The organism is Isoptericola sp. NPDC060257 (genome assembly GCF_042726645.1).
Classification (GTDB): domain Bacteria; phylum Actinomycetota; class Actinomycetes; order Actinomycetales; family Cellulomonadaceae; genus Isoptericola; species Isoptericola nanjingensis.
The window spans coordinates 1-18,857 of the sequence record NZ_JBHXAW010000058.1 but is presented as its reverse complement, the minus strand read 5'-3'; the positions used below and the strand labels follow the sequence as shown (position 1 = coordinate 18,857).

Below are 18,857 nucleotides of genomic sequence, written 5' to 3'. Positions count from 1 at the left end.
GTCAGGGACCCCACCGAGAGGTCGATCCCCCCGGCCGTGATGACGAAGGTCATCCCGATGGCGAGGACCCCGGTGACCGATGCCAGCCGGAGGATGGTCATGACGTTGTCGAGGCTGGCGAAACGCTCGCCGCCCGTGATCACGCCGACCACGGCGACGAGGACCAGGGCCACGACGAGCCCGATCGTGCGGCCTGCCGGGCCCGAGAGCCACGAGGGCCGCGACGTGCCGGCGGACGGCGACTCCACCTGGGTGCTCATGCGGTGGTTCCTTCCATGACGAGGTCGAGCACGCCGTGCTCGTCGATGTCCTGCGCGGGTGCCCGGTGCACGACGCGCCCTTCGGAGACCACGAGCACGTGGTCGGCGAGGCCGAGGACCTCGGGGATCTCGCTGGAGACGACGACCACCGCCGTCCCGGCGTCGGCGAGCCGGCGCACGAGGGAGTAGAGCTCCGACCGCGCGCCGACGTCGACGCCGCGGGTGGGCTCGTCGAGCAGCAGCACGTCGCAGCCGTGGACGAGCCACCGGCCGAGCAGCGCCTTCTGCTGGTTGCCGCCCGACAGGGTGCGGGCCGCGCGGTCGACGTCCGTGGGCCGCAGGTCGAGGGCAGCGACCTGCTCGCGCGCCGCCGCGCGCTCGGCGCGCTCGTCGAGCCAGCCGCCGCGGGCGAACCGGGCGAACGTGGAGAGGGTGACGTTCCGGTAGACGGGCTCGTCGAGGACGAGGCCCTGGCTCTTGCGCTCCTCGGGGCACAGCCCGATGCCGGCTGCCACCGCGGCGTCGACCGACCCTGCGCGCAGGGTGCGGCCGTTCACCGCCACGCTGCCCGCCGTCCGCCGCCGCGCGCCGTAGAGCGTCTCGAGGATCTCCGACCGTCCCGCGCCCACGAGGCCGGCCAGCCCCACGATCTCCCCCGCCCGGACCTGGAACGAGACGTCGTCGAACGTGCCCCCGAGACCGAGCCCCTCGACGTCGAGCACCACCGGGGCCCCGTCGGGGACGCCGGGGCGCTCCGGGAACGCGTACTCGACGTTGCGCCCGGTCATGAGGCGGATGAGCTCCGTGGTGGGCGTGGTGGCCGCCGGGAGGTCGCGGCCCACCGTGCGCCCGTTCTTGAGGACCGTGATGCGGTCGCCGATCTCGCGGATCTCCTCCAGGCGGTGGGAGATGTACACGACCGCGACGCCCTGCTCCGTGAGCGCGCGGACCACGCGGAAGAGGTTGCGCACCTCCCCGGCGTCGAGCACGGCGGACGGCTCGTCCATGACGATGACGCGCGCGTCGTGGGACAGGGCGCGCGCCATGGACACGACCTGCTTGCCCGCGGCCGAGAGCTGGCCGACCTCGCGGTGGGGCGTGATCTCGGGGTGGCCGAGCCGCGCCAGCAGCTCGCGCGTGCGGGCGGCGACCTCGCGCCGCTGGGTGAACCCGCCGCGGTCGAGCTCGTGGCCGAGGAACACGTTCTCCGCGACGGTCAGCCCGTCGACGACGTCGAGCTCCTGGTAGATCGTCGCGACCCCGCGCTGCAGGGCCGCGACCGGGTGCGGGATCACGACCTCCTCGCCGTCCAGCACGATCCGGCCGGCGGTGGGCTGGTGCGCCCCCGCGAGGACCTTGATGAGCGTGGACTTCCCGGCGCCGTTCTGGCCGAGCAGGCAGTGCACCTCGCCCGGGAGCACGTCGAGGTCCACCCCGTCGAGCGCCTTGGCGCCCGGGAAGTGCTTGACGATGCCCTCCATGCGCAGCAGAGGGGCGGGGGCGTCGCTGCCCTCCGGCGGTGCCGCGTCGTCGCGGTCCACGTCGACCATGCGTCCGAACCTAGGACGCACTTCTGTCGATCGTCAAGCAAAAGACGGGTGTTATTCGATCGTGATTGACTACGGTCATGACGGAAGGCGCAGCGATCGGGCCTCGCACCCCCGGGGCCGGCGAGATGTTCCAGCTCCTGCGCGACGGCCGGGCCCGCACCCGAGCCGAGCTCGCGACCCTCACCGGGCAGGCCCGGTCCACCGTCGCCGGGCGGATCGACGCCCTCATGGCGGCGGGCCTCATCGCCCCCGCCGGCGAGGCCACCTCGACCGGGGGACGCCCGCCCGCCACCTTCGCGTTCAACCCGTCGTCGCAGGTGGTGCTGGGCGTCGACCTCGGCGCCACCCACGCCCGGCTCGCCGTGACCGACCTCGCGTCCACCGTGCTCGCCGAGCTCGACGCGCCCCTCGCGATCGCCGACGGGCCGGAGCCCGTGCTCGGCTGGGTCGCGGACACCGGGCGCAAGCTGCTCGAGACCGCGGGCCGCTCGCTGGGCGACCTCGCCGGCGTGGGCGTCGGCCTGCCCGGCCCCGTCGAGCACGCGACCGGGCACCCGAACAACCCGCCGATCATGCCCGGCTGGGACGACGCGGACGTGCCCGGCATCCTCCGCGGCCACTTCGACGCGCCGGCGCTCGTCGACAACGACGTGAACATCATGGCGCTCGGCGAGCACCGCATCGCCTGGCCCGACGTCCCCGACCTCATCCTCGTCAAGGTCGCCACCGGCATCGGCGCGGGCATCATCGCCGACGGCGCGCTGCGACGCGGCGCGCAGGGCGCCGCGGGCGACGTCGGGCACATCGCCGTGCCCGGGGCGGAGGACATCGTCTGCCGCTGCGGCAACGTCGGCTGCCTCGAGGCGATCGCGAGCGCGCAGGCCCTCGCGGTCCGGCTCCGCGCCGAGGGCCTGGACGTGTCCGGGCCCTCGGACGTCGTCGCGCTGGTCCGCGGCGGCGACGTCACCGCAGGCCGCGCGGTGCGCCAGGCCGGTCGCGAGATCGGCAGCGTCCTGGCCGCGACCGTCAGCCTGCTCAACCCGTCCGTCATCGTGCTCGGCGGCATCCTCGCCGAGGCGGGCGAGCACCTGCTCGCCGGGATCCGCGAGGTGGTCTACCGGCGGTCCCTGCCGCTGGCCACCCAGCACCTGCGCATCGCCGTCGCGCGCACCGGCGCGCAGGCCGGCGTGCTCGGCGCCGCCGCGATGGCCGCCGACCACGCGCTGTCCCCCGAGGCGGTGGACGCGCTCACGGCCTGAGCGCGCCGTCCGTACGATGCCGCGCATGACCTCGGCGTTCACCGGCCTCCTCGCCTATCCGATCACGCCGCTGGCCGAGGACGGGTCGATCGACCTGGACGGCCTGGAGGCCCTCGTCGCCACGGCCGTGTCCGCCGGCGCGGACGGCGTCGTCGTGCTGGCGACGTCCGGCTCCGGGGTCTCGTTCGACGACGACGAGCGCGACGCCGTGGTCCGGGGCGCCGTGGCGGCCGCGGGCGGCGCGCCGGTGCACGTGGGCACCGCCGGGGAGTCGGCGCACCGGGTCGTCGCACGGGCCCGGGCCGCAATCCACGCCGGCGCCTCGGGGCTCGTGCTGCCCCCGTTCGCGTACCTGCCGCTCGACGACGCGGAGGTGCGCGCGCTGTTCGCGCGGGTCGCGACCGCGGTCCCCGGCGCTCCGGTGTGCTTCTACAACAAGCCCGTGCAGCTCGGGGTGGACGTCTCCCCCGACCTGCTCGCGACGCTGCGCGACGACGGCTCCGTGGTCGCGGTCAAGGACCCGGCCTCGCTGCCGTCCCGGCCCGGCGGGCGCGTGCCCGAGCTCCGGGCCGCCGGGGTCGCCGTCGGGCTCAGCGGCGACACCGCGCTGGTCGGCGGGGCCGAGCCCGCGGACGCCTGGCACACCGGGCTCGCCGCGCTCGCCCCGGCCGAGTACGTCGCCGTCCGGCAGGCGCGGGTCCGCGGGGGCGCGGGCGCCGACGACGCGCGGGCCTGGCTGCTCGGCGTCGCGCACGCCGTGGCCGGGACGGGTCGGCCGGTGACGGCGCTGCACGCCGTCGCCGCCCTGCTGGGCACGCCGACCGCGCCGCCGCGCGACGCGCTCGTGCCGCTCACCCCCGCGGACGAGGCGGCGCTGCGGGACGCCGTCGCGCGCCGCCCCTGACCGCGCCGCCCGCGCCCCGCGCCGCCCCGCCCGCGCCGACGGACGTCAGCCCGCGCGCTCGAGCACCGCGACGTGCAAGTCCAGCAGTGCCGCTGTGCGCTCGCTCGGACCGCGACCGAAGCCGCACTCGGTCGCGACGCCGACGGTCCGGCCACCCAGCACCTGCGCGGCGGCGGCGAGGCGGCGCGCGGCGCCCTCGACGCCGTCCTCGTGGTGCAGGACGCCGAGGTAGAGCTCGGTGGTCGGGTCCAGCGCGAGATCGCCGAGCGCGGCGACGTACGCGACGTCGTCACGGTCGATCGGCACGGGCAGGTGCACCCAGGTGATCGGGCGCGGCAGCGCCGCGACCAGGGCGTTCGCCATCTCCACCAGGTGGCCGGTGTCCGCCGGCTCGACGAAGTGCTTCTCCGCCACGTCGCCGTAGCAAAGGTGGAAGCCGAGCTCGACGCCGTCCGGCACGTGCGCCGCGAACCGCGCCGCGCGGGTCGCGCACCCCGCGACGACGCCCTCGTCCCCGCCGGCGCCGGCGTCGAACCACGCCCGCGCGGCGCCGCCGCCGAGGTTCGCACCCTCGACGAAGGCGAACTCGGTGGCGAGGTCGACCTGCACGGCGAGGTCCTCGGCCGGGACCGCCGCGAGGATCTCCTCGAGCTCGCGCACCAGGGCAGCCTCGTAGACCGGGTGCACCGCGGCGCGGTCGGCCGGCGCGACGAAGGTCGTCACGGCCGCGAGCGGTGAGGGCAGGCAGACCTGGAACCGCGTGCCGGGCGCGATCACGCCCTCCGCGCGCAGGGCGACGAAGTCCGCGTACGAGGCGCGCGCCGCCTCCGCGTACCCCAGCGGCCCGAACCGCAGCCCTTTGGCCGGCACCGAGCCGTCGAGCACGTGCGGCCGCACGTCGAAGCCCGCCACGACGACGGGTTCGTCGCCCACGCGGACCAGTCCCTCGACCGCCTCGAACCGCGAGCCCTGGAACAGGATCCAGTGGAACCGCTCGCCCACCTCGCCGTCGGGGATGCGGCGGGCGTGCGCGCCGAGCCGCGTCGCGACGGTGCGCAGGGTGTCCCGCGCCGAGGGCAGGTTCACGGAGCCCACGAGGTGGGCGCCGCGCAGCGTCAGGGGCGAGGCGGTCTGATTCAAGGAGAGCGTGTCCGGCACCCGCGCATCGTAGCCCCGGGCGTCAGTCGTCCTCGCCCCCGTTCGCGCCCCCGTTCACGTCGTCGCCTTCGCCCTCGCCCAGCGCGGCCGGGCCGCCCTCGAGCAGCCGGGTGAACGCGGCCTCGTCGAGGATCGGCAGGCCGAGCTCCTCCGCCTTCGCCGCCTTCGAGCCGGCGTTCTCGCCCACGACGACGTAGTCCGTCTTCTTCGAGACCGACCCCGCCGCCTTGCCGCCCGCGGCGAGGACGGCCTCCTTGGCGCCGTCGCGGCTGTACCCCTCGAGCGAGCCCGTCACCACGACCGTCAGGCCGGCGAGCGGGCCGGTCGGCCCCTCGTCCGCCTGTGCCGCCATCGCCTCGGGCCCCGGGTGGTCCGGGATCCAGGTGCGCACCCCGGCCGCCTGCCAGCGGTCGACGATCTCGCGGTGCCACTCGACGTCGAACCAGGCCAGCAGCGCGTCCGCGATGATCGGACCCACGCCCTCGACGGCGGCCAGCTCCTCGCGCGACGCCGCGCGGACCGCGTCGAGCGAGCCGAACCAGCCCGCAAGCGCCCGGGCCGCCACGGGCCCGACGTGCCGGATGTTGAGGCTGACGAGGATGCGCCACAGGTCCTTGGTCTTGGCGAGCTCGAGCTCGTCGAGGAGCTTGGTGGCCGCGGCCGTCGGCTCCCACTGCGGCAGGGCCTCCCCCGCCGCCTCGGCCTCGGCTCGACGGGCCTTGGTGGACGTGACCTTCTTCCGGAACGGCGTCCGGCGACGGGCCACGCCGTCGTCGTCCATCTTGGGCAGCCCGGTCTCGGCGTCGCGCACGACGACCTCGATGGGCAGCAGCTCGTCCAGCGTGAGGTCGAACAGGCCCGCCTCGGTGCGCAGCGGCGGGACCTCGGGCACCTCGGGCTGGGTGAGCGCGGACGCCGTCACCTCGCCGAGCACCTCGACGTCCAGGCCCCCGCGCGAGCCGATGTGCTCCACCCGCCCGCGCACCTGCGCCGGGCAGGACTCGGCGTTCGGGCAGCGCAGGTCGACGTCGCCCTCCTTCATCGCCCGCAGCGGGGTGCCGCACTCGGGGCACCGCTCCGGCATGACGAACTCCTCGCGCGGGTAGCCGTCGTCGGCCAGCGCGGTCACGGGCCCGAGGATCTCGGGGATGACGTCGCCCGCCTTGCGCAGCACGACCATGTCGCCGATGCGCACGCCCTTGGCCTTCACCACGTCCTGGTTGTGCAGCGTCGCCTGCCGCACCGTGGACCCCGCCACCAGGACCGGCTCCATCACGGCGTACGGCGTCGCGCGGCCGGTGCGGCCCACGCCCACCTGGATCGCCACGAGGCGGGTGGTGACCTCCTCCGGCGGGTACTTGTAGGCGATGGCCCACCGCGGCGCGCGGCTCGTCGCGCCCAGCCGCTGCTGGTCGCCCAGCGCGTCGACCTTGACGACGATGCCGTCCAGCTCGTGCTCGATGTCGTGGCGGTGGGCGCCGAACCACTCGATCATCTCGACGACGCCGTCGATCCCCTCGACCACGCGGTTGTGCGGCGAGACCGGCAGCCCCCACCGCGCGAAGTGCTCGTACGCCTCGGACTGCCGGGCCAGCTCGGTGTGCTCCCCCGCCGTCCACTGCAGGGCGCCGATCCCGTGCACGTAGAGGCGCAGGGACTCCACGCGGGCGACCCCGGCCTCGAGCTCCATGCCCTCCTTCTTGTCGAGCAGCTGGCGCAGCCCGCCGGCCGCCGCGTTGCGCGGGTTGGCGAACTGCGGGAAGCGGCGGAGGGCGGCGACCCGGGCACGCTCCTCGTCGAACGGGCGGGCGGAGGTCGCGCGCCCGTCGTGCCGCGCGCGGGACTCGGCGACGACGCGGTCGCGGAGCTCTGCCTGCAGCGCGTTCAGCCGCTCGAACGACGCGACGGGGATGAAGACCTCCCCGCGGACCTCGACGAGGTCGGGGTGGCAGTCGCCCGCCAGCCGTCGCGGGATGTCGGCGATCCGGAGCGCGTTCTGCGTGACGTCCTCGCCGGTGCGGCCGTCGCCGCGGGTCGCCGCGCGCACCAGGCGGCCCTTCTCGTACAGCAGGGCGATCGCGAGGCCGTCGATCTTCACCTCCGACAGGTAGCCGACGTGCTCGGCGCGCAGGTCGCGGGCCACGCGGGCGTCCCACGCCCGCAGCTCGTCGACGGAGAACACGTTGTCGAGGCTGAGCATGCGCTCGACGTGCTCGACCGTCGCGAACCCGGCGGCGGCCGCGCCGCCCACCCGCTGCGTCGGCGACTCGGGGGTCTGCAGCGCCGGGTGCGCGGCCTCGATCGCCTCCAGCTCGTGCATCCGCGCGTCGTACTCGGCGTCGGACACCCGCGGGGCGTCGTCCTCGTAGTAGGCGCGCTGGTCCTCCTCGACGAGGGCGACCAGCTCGGCCCAGCGGCGCTGTGCGGTGGCCTCGTCGAGCAGGGTGTTCTCGGTGTCCGTCACGGGCCCATCTTGCCGCGTGCCGCCGACACCGGCCGGGTCGGGCACCTCGAGCGGCCCGACCTGCGAGAAGGCCTGTCCCGATGCTGTCCGAACCGCTACGATTCTGGCGTTTTGGCCCCCTCTCGACCGACAGCAAGGACGCCCATGAAGATCGCCGTCGTCGGCGCCGGCTTCGCCGGCCTGGCCAGCGCCAAGGTGCTCCGCGAGTTCGGGCACGACGTCACCGTGCTCGACAAGGCCCCCGACGTCGGCGGCGTGTGGAGCGCGAGCCGCCGCTACTCGGGCCTCACCACGCAGAACAACAAGGGCTCGTACGCCTTCTCCGACCTGCCCATGCCGAAGGACTACCCCGAGTGGCCCAGCGGCCAGCAGGTGCAGGCGTACCTCGAGCGGTACGTCGACCTCCACGACCTGCGCGGCGCGCTCCGGCTGTCGACCGAGGTGGTGCGCGCCGAGCTGACCCCCGCGGAGGACGCCTGGTTCGTCACCGCGCGCCACGCGGGCGAGCCGGTCGGCGAGCCCGAGCGCTTCGACCACGTCGTGGTCGCGAACGGCATCTTCTCCGACCCGGTGATCCCGCGCTTCGAGGGCCTCGCGCAGCTGCTGCGCGCCGGCGGCAAGGTCGTCGCCTCGAGCCAGCTCACGTCCCTCGAGGACGCGCGCGGCAAACACGTCGTCGTCGTCGGGTACGGCAAGTCCGCGTGCGACGTCGCCGCCGAGATCGCCCCGGTCGCCGCGAGCACCCAGGTCGTCGCGCGGCACCTGCTGTGGAAGCTGCCCAAGCGGCTCGGCAACGCGCTCAACTACAAGTACCTCCTGCTCACCCGGATGGGCGAGGGCCTGTTCCGCTACGAGACGCTGTCCGGCGGCATGGAGAAGTTCCTGCACGGCCCGGGCGACGGCGTGCGGAAGTCGATGCTCGCCAGCGTCGGCGCGGTGTCCGTCAGGCAGTTCCACCTCGAGAAGCTCGGGCTCGTGCCGCGCGGCGAGTTCGCCGACATCGCCCGCTCCACCGTCTCGCTCGCCACCGACGGCTTCTTCGAGCAGGTGGCCGAGGGCAGGATCGACGTGCACCGCGAGTCCGAGATCGAGCGCCTCGCCGTCGACGACGACGGCGCCCCCGTCGCCGTGCTCGACGACGGCACCACGGTCCGCGCCGACCTCGTGGTGTGCGGCACCGGCTTCCACCAGCGCGTGCCGTTCCTCGACGACGACCTGCAGGCACGCCTGCTCGACGACCGCGGCAACTTCCAGCTCTACCGGCAGGTGCTGCCGCACGACGTGCCGCACCTGACCTTCGCCGGGTACAACTCGTCGCTGTTCAGCCCGCTGTCGGCCGAGGTCGCCGCGCTGTGGACCGCGGCCCACCTCGCCGACGCCGTCGACGTGCCGCCCGTCGAGGAGCGGCGCGAGCTCGTCGCGAGCCGCGTGGAATGGATGGAGAAGCGCACCGAGGGCAAGCACGCGCGCGGCACCAACGTCATCCCGTTCTCGCTGCACCAGATCGACGAGATGCTGACGGACCTCGACCTGCAGCTGCCCGCGGCCACCCGCGCGGGCCAGTGGCTGCTGCCGGTGGACCCCAAGGCGTACCGGCACCTGCCCGGCCGGCTGCGCGCACGGATCGGCTGACCGCGGGCGGGCCGGCCGACCCGTCAGGGTCCGCCGGTCCGCCGGTCACCGGAATCGGACGGGCAGCTCCCGCGGGTAGCGCACCCACGCCGAGCGCACCGGCTCGACGTCGGCCGGCGCGACGGTGAGCTCCATGTCCGCGACCCGGGCGAGAAAGTGCCCCACGACGGTCCGGGTGATCAGCGGCGCCGTCCGGTGCGCCGGGCACGCGTGCGCGCCCGTCCCCCAGGTGAGGTGGAAGCGCGCGTCGACCTGCTCCCACGGGTCCGCGGCGCGGACGGTGCGGTCGGCGTTGGCGGCCGCGACCGCCGGCACGACGGCGTCGCCCGCGGCGATCGCCTGACCGCCCAGCTCGCCGTCCGCGAGGGCGTACCGCGGCCGCAGGTGCGGCAGCGGGGGCGCGTCGCGCGCCACCTCGTCCAGCGCGTCGTCGAGCGAGAGGCGGCCGCCGTGCAGGCGGGCGGCGAACGCCGGGTCGGCGAGCAGCCGCTGCAGCGCGGTGGCGATCCACGCGATCTCGGCGTCGTGCGCCGTGGCGAACACGAGCCCGACGGCGGCCATCACCTCGAGGTCGTTCTCGTGCGCGGGGTGCGCGAGCAGCGCGGACGTGAGGTCGTCGCTCGGCTCCGCGCGACGCCCGGCGACGAAGCCCGCGAGCAGGTCCTCCGCCTCGACGGACGCCGGGTGGGCGTCGTCCGTGCCGGAGCGCTGGGCGACGGTGAGCTCGTGCATCCGGCGCGCGTCCGCGAGCGTCATGCCGAGCAGGTCGGCCAGCACCCGCACCGGGACGTCGACGGCGTACTCCGCGACCATGTCCGCCGTGCCGCGGGCGGCCAGGCGGTCCAGCGCCGACGCGCAGGCGACGTCCGTCGTGCGTCGCACCCGCCGGTCCTCGACGGCGTCGAGCGTGTCGGCCAGGGGCGTGCGCAGCCGCCGGTGCTCCGCACCGTCGCGGTCATGGGCGCCGTCGCGCGGCGCGAGCAGCGCGCGGGTCGCCGAGCGCCGACCGACCAGCCCCTCCGCCTCGTACCCCCAGTGCCGCGCGTCGCGGGAGAACATCGCCTCGTTGCGCAGGACGGCGGCGACCTCGGCGTGGCCGAGCGCGAGCCACGCCGGCACGCCCGGCTCGAGGTCGACGGGCGCGAGGGCGCCCCAGCGCGAGCGCAGCGCCTCGTACCGGGCCGCCGGGTCGGGCGCGCCCGCCAGGTCGGCGAGCAGCGGCCGGTCGGCCACGTCCTCGAGCCGCACCACGCGCACCGCCCCGGTGAGGCTCATGCGGCCTCGCCCGCGCGCGCGAGACGCACCGCGTGCGCGACGAGCGCCTGGAGAGCCTCCACGGCCTGGCGTCGCTCGCGCAGGTCGCCCGCGACGACGGGGGTGTCCGCCGGCAGGTCGAGCGCGGCGCGCACCGCGTCGGTGGTGTGCCGCGGCGCGTCCGGGAACTCGTTGACCACGATGGTCACCGGCAGCGCCGTGTGCTCCTCGAGCTGGTCCAGCACCTCGAAGCTGTCCTCCAGCCGGCGCGTGTCCACGACGACGAGGGCGCCCACCGCGCCGTCCGCCAGCCCCGCCCACAGGTCCCAGAAGCGCTTCTGCCCGGGCGTGCCGAACAGGTAGAGGGCCGTGGTGCCGCCCACCGTGACGCGCCCGAAGTCCATCGCGACCGTCGTCGTGGTCTTCTCCCCCAGCCGCGGGTCGACGCCCAGGCTGGCCGCCGTGATCGTCTCCTCCGTGCTCAGCACGGGGATCTCGCTCACCGCGCCGATGAGCGTCGTCTTGCCCACGCCGTACGCGCCCACCACGAGCACCTTGACCGACCGCTCGACGGTGGACGCGAGGTGCAGGGAGGCGGGGTCGACGGGTGGCGCCTCAGAACCGGCGGAGACCATCGAGGACCTCCTCCAGCAGGTCGACGCCCGGCAGGTCGTGGGTCGCCGGCGACCGGACCGCCAGGTAGCCGGCGTCGAGCAGGTCGGAGGCGAGGACGGCGACCAGGCTGGTGGGCAGGCGCAGGTACGCGGCGAGCTCGGCGAGGGCCAGCGTGCCGCGGCAGGTCTCGAGCAGTGCGCGCTCGTGCCGGCCCGCGCCGACGGGCAGCTCGCGGCCGTCGTCCACCGCGCACAGCAGCGTCTCCGGCCGCAGCGTGTTGCGGCTCGGGTGCGCGCGCCCGCCCGTGAGGACGTACGAGCGCACCGGGTGGTCGCGGTAGCCGTCCGTCATCGCGTCTCCCCGTCGGCGGGCACGGCGGGGCGCAGCACGTCCGTGCCGAGCGTCCGCTCGCCGATCATCAGCACCTGGGCCTGCATCTGCTGGGCCACGAGCCCCGGGTCGACCGCCGCGTCGGTGACGACCGCCAGCCGCGAGCCGTCGCCCGCACCGCGCACGAAGAGGAAGCCGCCGTCGAACTCGACCAGCACCTGGCGCAGCGCGTCGCCGGCGCCGAACTCCCGCCCCATGCTCATGCCGAGTGCGACGAGGCCGGCGCACGCCGCCGCGACCTTGTCGGCCGTGTCCGGGGGCGTCACGTCCGTGCGGACCTTCACCAGGCCGTCCGAGCTGAGCACGACGACGTGGCGCACGCCGCGCACCCCGGCGACGAGGTCGAGCATCCAGCTGTCCGGGTGCGCGAGCGCGGGCGTCGCGTCGGTGGTCGGGGTCGTCATGAGTCCTCCGAGGTCACGTCCGGCACGGCGGACGGCTGCTGGCTGGGGTGGTCGGTGGTCGGGGCGCCGTCGGTGGTGGCGTCGCGGTCGGCGGAGAAGAACGCGCCGATCCACGCGCCGGCCTCCTCCGCCGTCTGCACCGGGACGGCCGCGGTCGGGGCGGACGGCGGCGCGGCGGGCACCGAGCGCTGGGTCCCCGTTGCGGGGCCGCGGCGCGAGCGCCGCTGCGGCAGGGCCGGGGCGCCGTCCGGTCCCGGCGTCCTGCCGTGGGTCTGGGCGGCCGCCGTCTCCGGCGTGGCCGGGGCCTCCGGGGCGGGCCCGGGCCACGGGTCGTCGACGCTCGGGGCGAGCGTGCCGGGAGCCGCGGCGGCCGCGGTGACGAGCTCGGCCGGCACCATGACCACGGCGCGCAGGCCGCCGTACACGGACTCCGTGAGGTCCACCCGCAGGTCGAGGGCGCGGGCGTACGACCCGACGACCGCGAGGCCGGTCTGCGGCACCTCGCCCAGGTCGGCGATGCCCACGGGCCGCGCCCCGGATGCGACGGCACGCACCCGCTCGAGCTCGCGGGCTGCCATCCCGACGCCGCAGTCGTCGACCTCGACGACCGCGCCCCGCTGCACCTGCCGGATCGCGACGAGCACCTGGGTGCTGGGCGGCGAGCACTGCGTCGCGTTGGCGAGCAGCTCGGCGAGGACGTGCACGATCGGCTCGACCGCACGCCCGACGACGGCCAGCCCCGGGTCGCCGGAGACCTCGACGCGCTGGAACGCCGTGATCCGCCCGGCGGCCGCACGCACGACGTCGGGCAGGGCGAGCGGGTCGTCCCACGTCTGCCCCGGACGCCGGCCGCAGAGCGCGACGAGGTTCTGCGCCTGGCGGGCGTGCTGCGCGGCGGCGTGGTCGATCCGCATGGACGTCTGCAGCACGTCGGGGTCGGCCGCGTGCCGCTGCACCATGCGCGCCGCCTCCTCCTGGATGCGGTGCGCCGACGCCTGCACCTTGCGCCCCAGGGCGACGACGGCGGTCTCGACGGCGGCGCGCTGGTCGTCGCGAGCCTCGCGGGTGCGCGCGAGCTCGGCCGTCGCGTCCTCGAGCGCTGCGGCGGCCGCCGCGAGCTCGGCCGCCAGCTCGTCGCGCTCCGCCCGCAGCACCGCCCGGTCGTGGTCGCCGCGCGCGACGGCGCGGGACAGCGCCACGACCGCGACGACGACGAGCAGCGCGGCGACGCCGGACAGCGACGCCGAGCCTGCGGGCGACAGCCGGTCGCCGAGCACCGGCACGGCCGCGAGGCAGAGGACGGCCGCGGCCGCGCAGAGCTGGGCCGGCACGCGCGTCGTCGCGCGCGGGCCGGCAGAGGTCGTCGTGCTCACCGCACCCCCGTGGGTGGAAGGATCGGGTCCCGGCGGACGTGACCGTGCCGCTCCGAAAGCGGCGTTCTCCGCGAAACCCTTGGAACGTCCATAGCGGGATCAATGCCCTGACCAGGAGTTTCTACCACGGGCACCCCCCGGGTGAAAGGCACCCGCGCCCGTCGGCGCGCCCGGCGGCTAGGGTGCCGAGCATGACCGCCGAGCACGTCGACACCGCACCGTCGGACCCGCCCGCCGCCCCGCCGTCCCCGCTCGACCCGGCCCGGCCGGACCCGTTCGCGTGGCTCGAGGAGGTCGACGGCACCGAGGCGCTGGCGTGGGTGCGCGGCCGCAACGACCACGCGCACACGACCGTGGGTGCCGCCCCCGGGTTCGCGGCGACCGAGGCGGCGGTCCGCGAGGTGCTCGACTCCGACGAGCGCATCCCCGACGTCTCCCGGATCGGCGACCACCTGTACAACTTCTGGCGCGACGCCGCGCACGAGCGCGGCCTGTGGCGCCGCACCACCCTCGACTCGTACCGGACCGACGCGCCGGAGTGGGAGACCGTGCTCGACCTCGACGCGCTCGCCGCGGCGGAGGGCGAGAGCTGGGTGTGGCACGGCGCGTCGCTGCTGCGCCCGACGCCCGAGCAGCTCGCGGCGGGCGAGCCCTGGCGCCGGGCGCTGGTCGACCTCTCCCCCGGCGGCTCGGACGCGGACGTCACGCGCGAGTTCGACCTCGTCGCCAAGCGGTTCGTCCCCGCCTCCGAGGGCGGCTTCGAGCGCGACACGGCGCGCGACGACGGCCGCACCGGCGCCAAGGGCGGCCTGGCCTGGGCCGACGAGGACACGGTGTACGCCTTCACGGACTTCGGCCCGGGCACGACGACGCCGTCCGGGTACCCGCGCATCGCGAAGCTCTGGCGCCGCGGCACGCCGATCGAGGACGCCGTCGTCGTCTACGAGGGCACCGACGACGACATGTACATCTCCGCGCGCCGCTCGCGCACGCCGGGCTTCGAGCGCGACCTCGTGAGCCGCTCGATCGCCTTCTACCGGTCGGAGACGTTCCTCGCCGAGGCGGTCGGGACGCCCGAGCAGCGGCTGGTGAAGATCGACGTGCCCGAGTCCGCGGAGGTCGGCTTCCACCGCGAGTGGCTGCTGGTCGAGCTGCGCGACGACTGGGCGCCGGCGGGCACCACGTACGCCGCCGGCTCGCTGCTGGCCGCGCCGGCGGACGCGTTCCTGGCCGGCTCGCGCGACCTCACCGTCCTGTTCGAGCCCACGCCGTCGACATCGCTGGTCGGCGCCTCGTGGACGCGCCACCACCTGGTCGTCAACGTGCTCGACGACGTGAAGAACGCCGTCCACGTGCTCACCCCGCCCGCCGACGCGTCCCCCGGCACGGCGGCCGGCGTGCCCTGGACCCGCTCGGAGCTCCCGCTCGGCGGCGGGCTGCTCACCGTCGGCGTGCGTGCCGTCGACCCCCTCGACAGCGACGACGTCTGGGTCACGACCACCGGCTACCTCACGCCGTCCACCCTCGCGCTGGCGGCCGTCGTCGGGCCGGGGGCGGAGCCCGGCGCGCCCGAGCCGCTCAAGGCCGCGCCGGCGTACTTCGACGCCGACGGCATGGTCGCGGTGCAGCACTTCGCAGCCTCCGACGACGGCACGCGCGTGCCGTACTTCGTCGTGGGCCGCGAGGACCTGGTGGGCCCGGCCGACCCGACGACGCCGGGCACCGCGCCGACGCTGCTGTACGGGTACGGCGGCTTCGAGATCCCGCTGCTGCCGGGCTACTCCGGCACGGTCGGGCGGGCGTGGCTCGCCCGCGGCGGCGTGTACGTCGTCGCGAACATCCGTGGCGGCGGCGAGTACGGCCCCGCGTGGCACCAGGCCGCGCTGCGCGAGCGGCGGCACAAGGCGTACGAGGACTTCGCGGCCGTCGCGCGCGACCTCGTGGCCCGCGGCATCACGACGCCCGAGCACCTCGGCGCGCAGGGCGGCTCCAACGGCGGGCTGCTGGCCGGGAACATGCTCACGCAGTACCCCGACCTGTTCGGCGCGGTCGTGGTGCAGGTGCCGCTGCTCGACATGAAGCGGTACTCGCACCTGCTCGCGGGCGCGTCGTGGGTGGCGGAGTACGGCGACCCCGACACCGACGACTGGGAGTTCGTCCGCACCTTCTCGCCCTACCACCTGCTCGAGGGCGGCCGCGCCTACCCGCCGGTCCTGTTCACGACGTCGACCAAGGACGACCGCGTGCACCCGGGCCACGCGCGCAAGATGGCGGCGCTCATGCTGGCCACGGGCGGGCCCGGCGCGGACGTCACGTACTACGAGAACGTCGAGGGCGGCCACGGCGGCGCCGCCAACAACGCGCAGGCCGCGCACATGTCAGCCCTGGCCTGGACGTTCCTGCGCGAGCGCCTCGCCTGACCGGCCCGGTCCCGGCGGCCCGCCGGGGCCCGTGTCAGGCCGGCCCGAGGGCCGCGCGCACCGACGTCCACGACGCGAGCTGCGCGCGCACGTCCTCCCGCGTCTCCGTGGCGAGGGCCTCGGCGTAGGCGCGCTCGAGCAGGTCGTCGACGAGGACCTTCGCGCCCGTGGCGGCCGACTCGACCGCCGCCGCCACCATGACGAGGCTGAGCACGTTCTCGTGCGCCTCGCCCATGGGCGTGGGACCGCCGTCGAGCGCCGCGAGGAAGGTCGCCAGCGACCCGGCGATCCCGTCGCCGGGGTCCGCACCCTCCGCCGCGTCGCGCGGCCCCTCGACGACGGGGTCGTGGTCGCCGTCCCAGACGGCCGTGCCGTCCCGTCCCGAGAGCCGCCAGGCCCCGTTCCACGACGTCTCCTGGCCCGGGCTGCACCAGCTGCCCGTGTAGGAGTAGCGGACGCCGCCCGTCATCTCGAAGACCGCGGTCGCCGCGGCGTCGCCGTCGTACCAGCTCCACGACGGGTTGAACTCCTCGCAGTACACCGAGACGGGCTCGGCACCCAGCAGGAACCGGGCGGTGTCGAACGGGTGGATCGCCATGTCGAGCAGCAGCGGGTGCGCCATCGCGTCGCGGAACCCGCCGAAGCGCGGCGCCTTGAAGAACTCGGTGGTGAGCACCCCCAGGTCGCCGAGGGTGCGGGCCTGCTCCCGGAAGGCGAAGAGCTGCCGGTTGTAGCGGCGCGACTGGCTCACGACGAAGAGCTCCCCGGTCACCTCCGCGGCCGCGACGAGCGAGAGCGCGCGCGGCACCGACTCGGCCACCGGCTTCTCGCCCAGCACGGGCAGCCCCGCGAACAGCGCGGCCGTGGTCACGGGGTGGTGCGCGGCCGGGACGGTGACGTTCACGACGGCGCGCGCACCGGTCTCCCGGGCGAGCGCGACGGCGTCCGTCCCGACCGGGACGTCAGCGAGCCCGGCGTCGGCGAGCGCCCCGCGGGCGGCGTCGAGGTCGAGGTCGACGACGCCGGCGAGCTCGGCGCCCGCCTCCGCCTGGATCGCCGCGAGCCACGCGCGACCCATGCCGCCGGCGCCGACGAGGACGAGCGAGGTGCTCACAGCCCGGCCTCCGCGGCGGCGGCGCGGGCCTCGTCGTTCAGCGCGCCGCCGTAGCCCTGGCCGCGGTAGAAGTCCTCGGTCTCGTAGCGCAGCAGCGTGGGGGCCGTGCGGTCGGGACGCACGGTCACGGCCCACCCGACGGCGTTGGAGATGACCTTGCGGACCCCGTCGTGGAAGTACGTCGGGTACTCCTGGTCACCGGGGCGGAAGTAGAAGATCTTGCCGAAGCCACGCCGGTAGGTGATGCCGGAGCGGAACACCTCGCCGCCGGAGAACGTGCTGAGGAAGACGGTCTCGTCCGGGGCGGGGACGTCGAAGAACTCCCCGTACATCTCGTCCTCCTCGATGATCATGGGGTGCGGGATGCCCTGGGCGATCGGGTGCGTCGGGTCGATCGTCCACACCAGCTCCCGGTCGTGCTCGGCGCGCCAGCGCAGGGTGCAGGTGGTGCCCATGAGCTTCATGAAGATCTTCGACCAGTGCCCGGAGTGCAGGACGACCAGACCCATCCCCTCCAGCACGTGCCGGTGCACCCGCTCGACCACCTCGTCGGCGACCTCGCCGTGCGCGGCGTGGCCCCACCAGGTGAGCACGTCGGTGTCGCGCAGCACCTCCTCGGTGAGCCCGTGCTCGGGGTCGTCGAGCGTCGCGGTGCGCACGCGCACGCCGTCGCCGAGGTTCTCCTCGATGCCCTGCGCGACGGCGCCGTGCATGCCGTCGGGGTAGCGGGCGGCGACCGACGGCTCGAGCTGCTCGTGGCGGTTCTCGCCCCAGACGGTGACGCGGATCGGTGCGGTCATGGTCTCTCCTTCGGGTGGTGGCGGGTCGGTGCGGCGGAGGGTGGTGGCGGGTCGGGCCGGGTCAGCCGGCGACCGGCGTGGTCCGTGTCGACGTGCGCCGCACCAGCACCGCGGGCGCGAGCTCCTGCTCGCCGCCGGGTGGTGCGTCACCGTCGAGCAGGGCGAAGACGCGCTCCATCACGCGCCGCGACACGTCGCGCGGCCGCGGCGACGTGGCGGTGAGGCCGTGCGGCTCGGCCTCGGCGTCGAGGGCCAGACCGACGACGTCGACGTCCCGACCCGGCCGGCGGCCCCGGTCCGCCAGCGCGCGGAACGTCGCGGGGATCGCGGTCGCGAGCACGAGGCCGGGCCCCTCGCCGGACGCGAGGACGTCGTCGACGACGCGCCCCACGTCCGGTTCGCCGGCCGGCCCGTGCCAGCGCAGCTCGACGCCGCGCTCCGCGGCCGTCGCGCGCGCCCCGCGCTCGAACCGCGGCACGAAGTTGATGCCCTGCGCGGTGACGTCCGGCCCCCAGCCCAGCACGTCCACCGTCCGGTGCCCCAGGTCGGCGAGCTCGGCCACGAGCAGCCCGCCCGCGGCCTCGAAGTCGAAGTCGAGGCAGTCGAGCCCCTCGGCGTCGTCCGGGATCCCGATGAACACGACGGGCAGCGAAAGCTCCCGCGCCACGTCGACGCGGTCGTCGTCGGTGCCGACCCCCATGACGACGAGGGCGTCGCACAGCGAGCGACCCGCCACCCGGCGCAGCCCCGCCGGGCCCTCGTCGGCGGTCACGAGGAGCACGTCGTGGTCGCGCCGCCGCGCGGCCAGCAGGATCTCCTCGACGAACACCATGAGGCGCTGCACGCTGGAGTCCGGGTCGACCGGCACCACGACCGCGACGGTGCTGGTGCGGTGCCCGGCCAGGGCCCGCGCCCCGGCGTGCGGCTCGTAGGTCAGGCGGTCGATGGCCTCCTGGACGCGCCGCCGCGTCTCCGGGGAGATCGGGCGCTTGCCGCTCATGACGTAGGAGACCGTCGACTGCGACACCCCGGCCTCGCGCGCGACGTCGGCGCTGGTCGGCCCCTTCGGCACGTCGTCTCCCGTCGTCGGCGGACGTCGCCGGATCCCGGCGAAGGTCATCGATGCGCATCGACGCGCATGGTCGACGACACTAGCGACGCGCCGCCGGGGCGGCAAGGGTGTCGGCGGGGCCCGCGGGTCGAGCCCAGGCGAAGGTCTGCGTGTCCCACCGTTCATCCTGGCCGTAGGAGAAGGCGCAC

The 18,857-nt window shown here is 75.6% G+C and carries 15 protein-coding genes and 1 pseudogene; 4 read left to right on the top strand and 12 right to left on the bottom strand.

Features of this window, described 5'->3' with window-relative positions:
• Together ACFWEK_RS07235 and ACFWEK_RS07230 are read right to left on the bottom strand one after the other, a co-directional pair.
• A pseudogene (locus ACFWEK_RS07235) lies at positions 1-260 on the bottom strand (ABC transporter permease); the annotation flags it as partial.
• Positions 257-1,810 carry a sugar ABC transporter ATP-binding protein gene (locus ACFWEK_RS07230; RefSeq protein WP_430553600.1) on the bottom strand — a complete coding sequence of 518 codons (1,554 nt, stop codon included), beginning with the start codon at positions 1,808-1,810 and terminating at the stop codon, positions 257-259. The pseudogene ACFWEK_RS07235 and the gene ACFWEK_RS07230, both read right to left, overlap by 4 nt.
• A gap of 77 nt (positions 1,811-1,887) precedes the next feature.
• On the opposite strand from ACFWEK_RS07230, the gene ACFWEK_RS07225 reads away from it, so the two are divergent.
• Positions 1,888-3,069, top strand: coding sequence for an ROK family transcriptional regulator (locus ACFWEK_RS07225; RefSeq protein WP_430547521.1), 1,182 nt, complete (start codon positions 1,888-1,890; stop codon positions 3,067-3,069).
• Positions 3,070-3,094: 25 nt separating this feature from the next.
• Positions 3,095-3,973 carry a dihydrodipicolinate synthase family protein gene (locus ACFWEK_RS07220; RefSeq protein ID WP_430553599.1) on the top strand — a complete coding sequence of 293 codons (879 nt, stop codon included), beginning with the start codon at positions 3,095-3,097 and terminating at the stop codon, positions 3,971-3,973.
• A 45-nt stretch (positions 3,974-4,018) separates the two neighbouring features.
• Here the strand turns inward: ACFWEK_RS07220 and ACFWEK_RS07215 are convergent, their stop codons facing one another.
• A complete protein-coding gene (locus tag ACFWEK_RS07215) occupies positions 4,019-5,131 on the bottom strand; it encodes a hypothetical protein (protein WP_430553598.1) in 1,113 nt (370 codons plus the stop codon).
• 22 nt (positions 5,132-5,153) lie between these two features.
• Positions 5,154-7,595, bottom strand: a complete 2,442-nt coding sequence (ligA, locus tag ACFWEK_RS07210) for an NAD-dependent DNA ligase LigA (protein ID WP_430553597.1) — start codon at positions 7,593-7,595, stop codon at positions 5,154-5,156.
• Between the two features lie 144 nt (positions 7,596-7,739).
• Here ligA and ACFWEK_RS07205 point away from each other — a divergent pair, with 144 nt between their 5' ends.
• On the top strand, positions 7,740-9,227 hold the full coding sequence (locus ACFWEK_RS07205) for a flavin-containing monooxygenase (protein ID WP_430547525.1): 1,488 nt from the start codon (positions 7,740-7,742) through the stop codon (positions 9,225-9,227).
• A gap of 45 nt (positions 9,228-9,272) precedes the next feature.
• Here ACFWEK_RS07205 and ACFWEK_RS07200 read toward each other — a convergent pair whose 3' ends face one another.
• From ACFWEK_RS07200 to ACFWEK_RS07180, 5 genes are read right to left on the bottom strand one after another with little or no spacing between them, the layout of a single operon-like run.
• Positions 9,273-10,502 carry a hypothetical protein gene (locus ACFWEK_RS07200; RefSeq protein WP_430553596.1) on the bottom strand — a complete coding sequence of 410 codons (1,230 nt, stop codon included), beginning with the start codon at positions 10,500-10,502 and terminating at the stop codon, positions 9,273-9,275.
• The gene (locus tag ACFWEK_RS07195; RefSeq protein WP_430553595.1) at positions 10,499-11,116 is read right to left on the bottom strand and encodes an ATP/GTP-binding protein; all 618 of its coding nucleotides are present in this window, start codon (positions 11,114-11,116) and stop codon (positions 10,499-10,501) included. The genes ACFWEK_RS07200 and ACFWEK_RS07195 overlap by 4 nt, the downstream gene beginning before the upstream one ends.
• Positions 11,097-11,447, bottom strand: coding sequence for a DUF742 domain-containing protein (locus ACFWEK_RS07190; RefSeq protein WP_429766862.1), 351 nt, complete (start codon positions 11,445-11,447; stop codon positions 11,097-11,099). Before ACFWEK_RS07190 ends, ACFWEK_RS07195 begins: the two co-directional genes overlap by 20 nt.
• Positions 11,444-11,890, bottom strand: coding sequence for a roadblock/LC7 domain-containing protein (locus ACFWEK_RS07185; protein ID WP_430547528.1), 447 nt, complete (start codon positions 11,888-11,890; stop codon positions 11,444-11,446). Before ACFWEK_RS07185 ends, ACFWEK_RS07190 begins: the two co-directional genes overlap by 4 nt.
• Positions 11,887-13,263 (bottom strand): ATP-binding protein, encoded by a 1,377-nt coding sequence (locus tag ACFWEK_RS07180; protein WP_430553594.1) that lies wholly within the window; start codon positions 13,261-13,263, stop codon positions 11,887-11,889. The genes ACFWEK_RS07185 and ACFWEK_RS07180 overlap by 4 nt, the downstream gene beginning before the upstream one ends.
• Positions 13,264-13,454: 191 nt before the next feature.
• On the opposite strand from ACFWEK_RS07180, the gene ACFWEK_RS07175 reads away from it, so the two are divergent.
• Positions 13,455-15,683 carry a prolyl oligopeptidase family protein gene (locus ACFWEK_RS07175; protein ID WP_430553593.1) on the top strand — a complete coding sequence of 743 codons (2,229 nt, stop codon included), beginning with the start codon at positions 13,455-13,457 and terminating at the stop codon, positions 15,681-15,683.
• 34 nt (positions 15,684-15,717) lie between these two features.
• Here ACFWEK_RS07175 and ACFWEK_RS07170 read toward each other — a convergent pair whose 3' ends face one another.
• The 3 genes from ACFWEK_RS07170 to ACFWEK_RS07160 form a co-directional block, all read right to left on the bottom strand.
• Positions 15,718-16,797, bottom strand: a complete 1,080-nt coding sequence (locus tag ACFWEK_RS07170; protein WP_430553592.1) for a Gfo/Idh/MocA family protein — start codon at positions 16,795-16,797, stop codon at positions 15,718-15,720.
• Positions 16,794-17,597 carry a ThuA domain-containing protein gene (locus ACFWEK_RS07165; RefSeq protein WP_430553591.1) on the bottom strand — a complete coding sequence of 268 codons (804 nt, stop codon included), beginning with the start codon at positions 17,595-17,597 and terminating at the stop codon, positions 16,794-16,796. Before ACFWEK_RS07165 ends, ACFWEK_RS07170 begins: the two co-directional genes overlap by 4 nt.
• A 61-nt stretch (positions 17,598-17,658) precedes the next feature.
• Positions 17,659-18,669, bottom strand: coding sequence for a LacI family DNA-binding transcriptional regulator (locus ACFWEK_RS07160; protein WP_430553590.1), 1,011 nt, complete (start codon positions 18,667-18,669; stop codon positions 17,659-17,661).
• Positions 18,670-18,857: the final 188 nt, after the last annotated feature.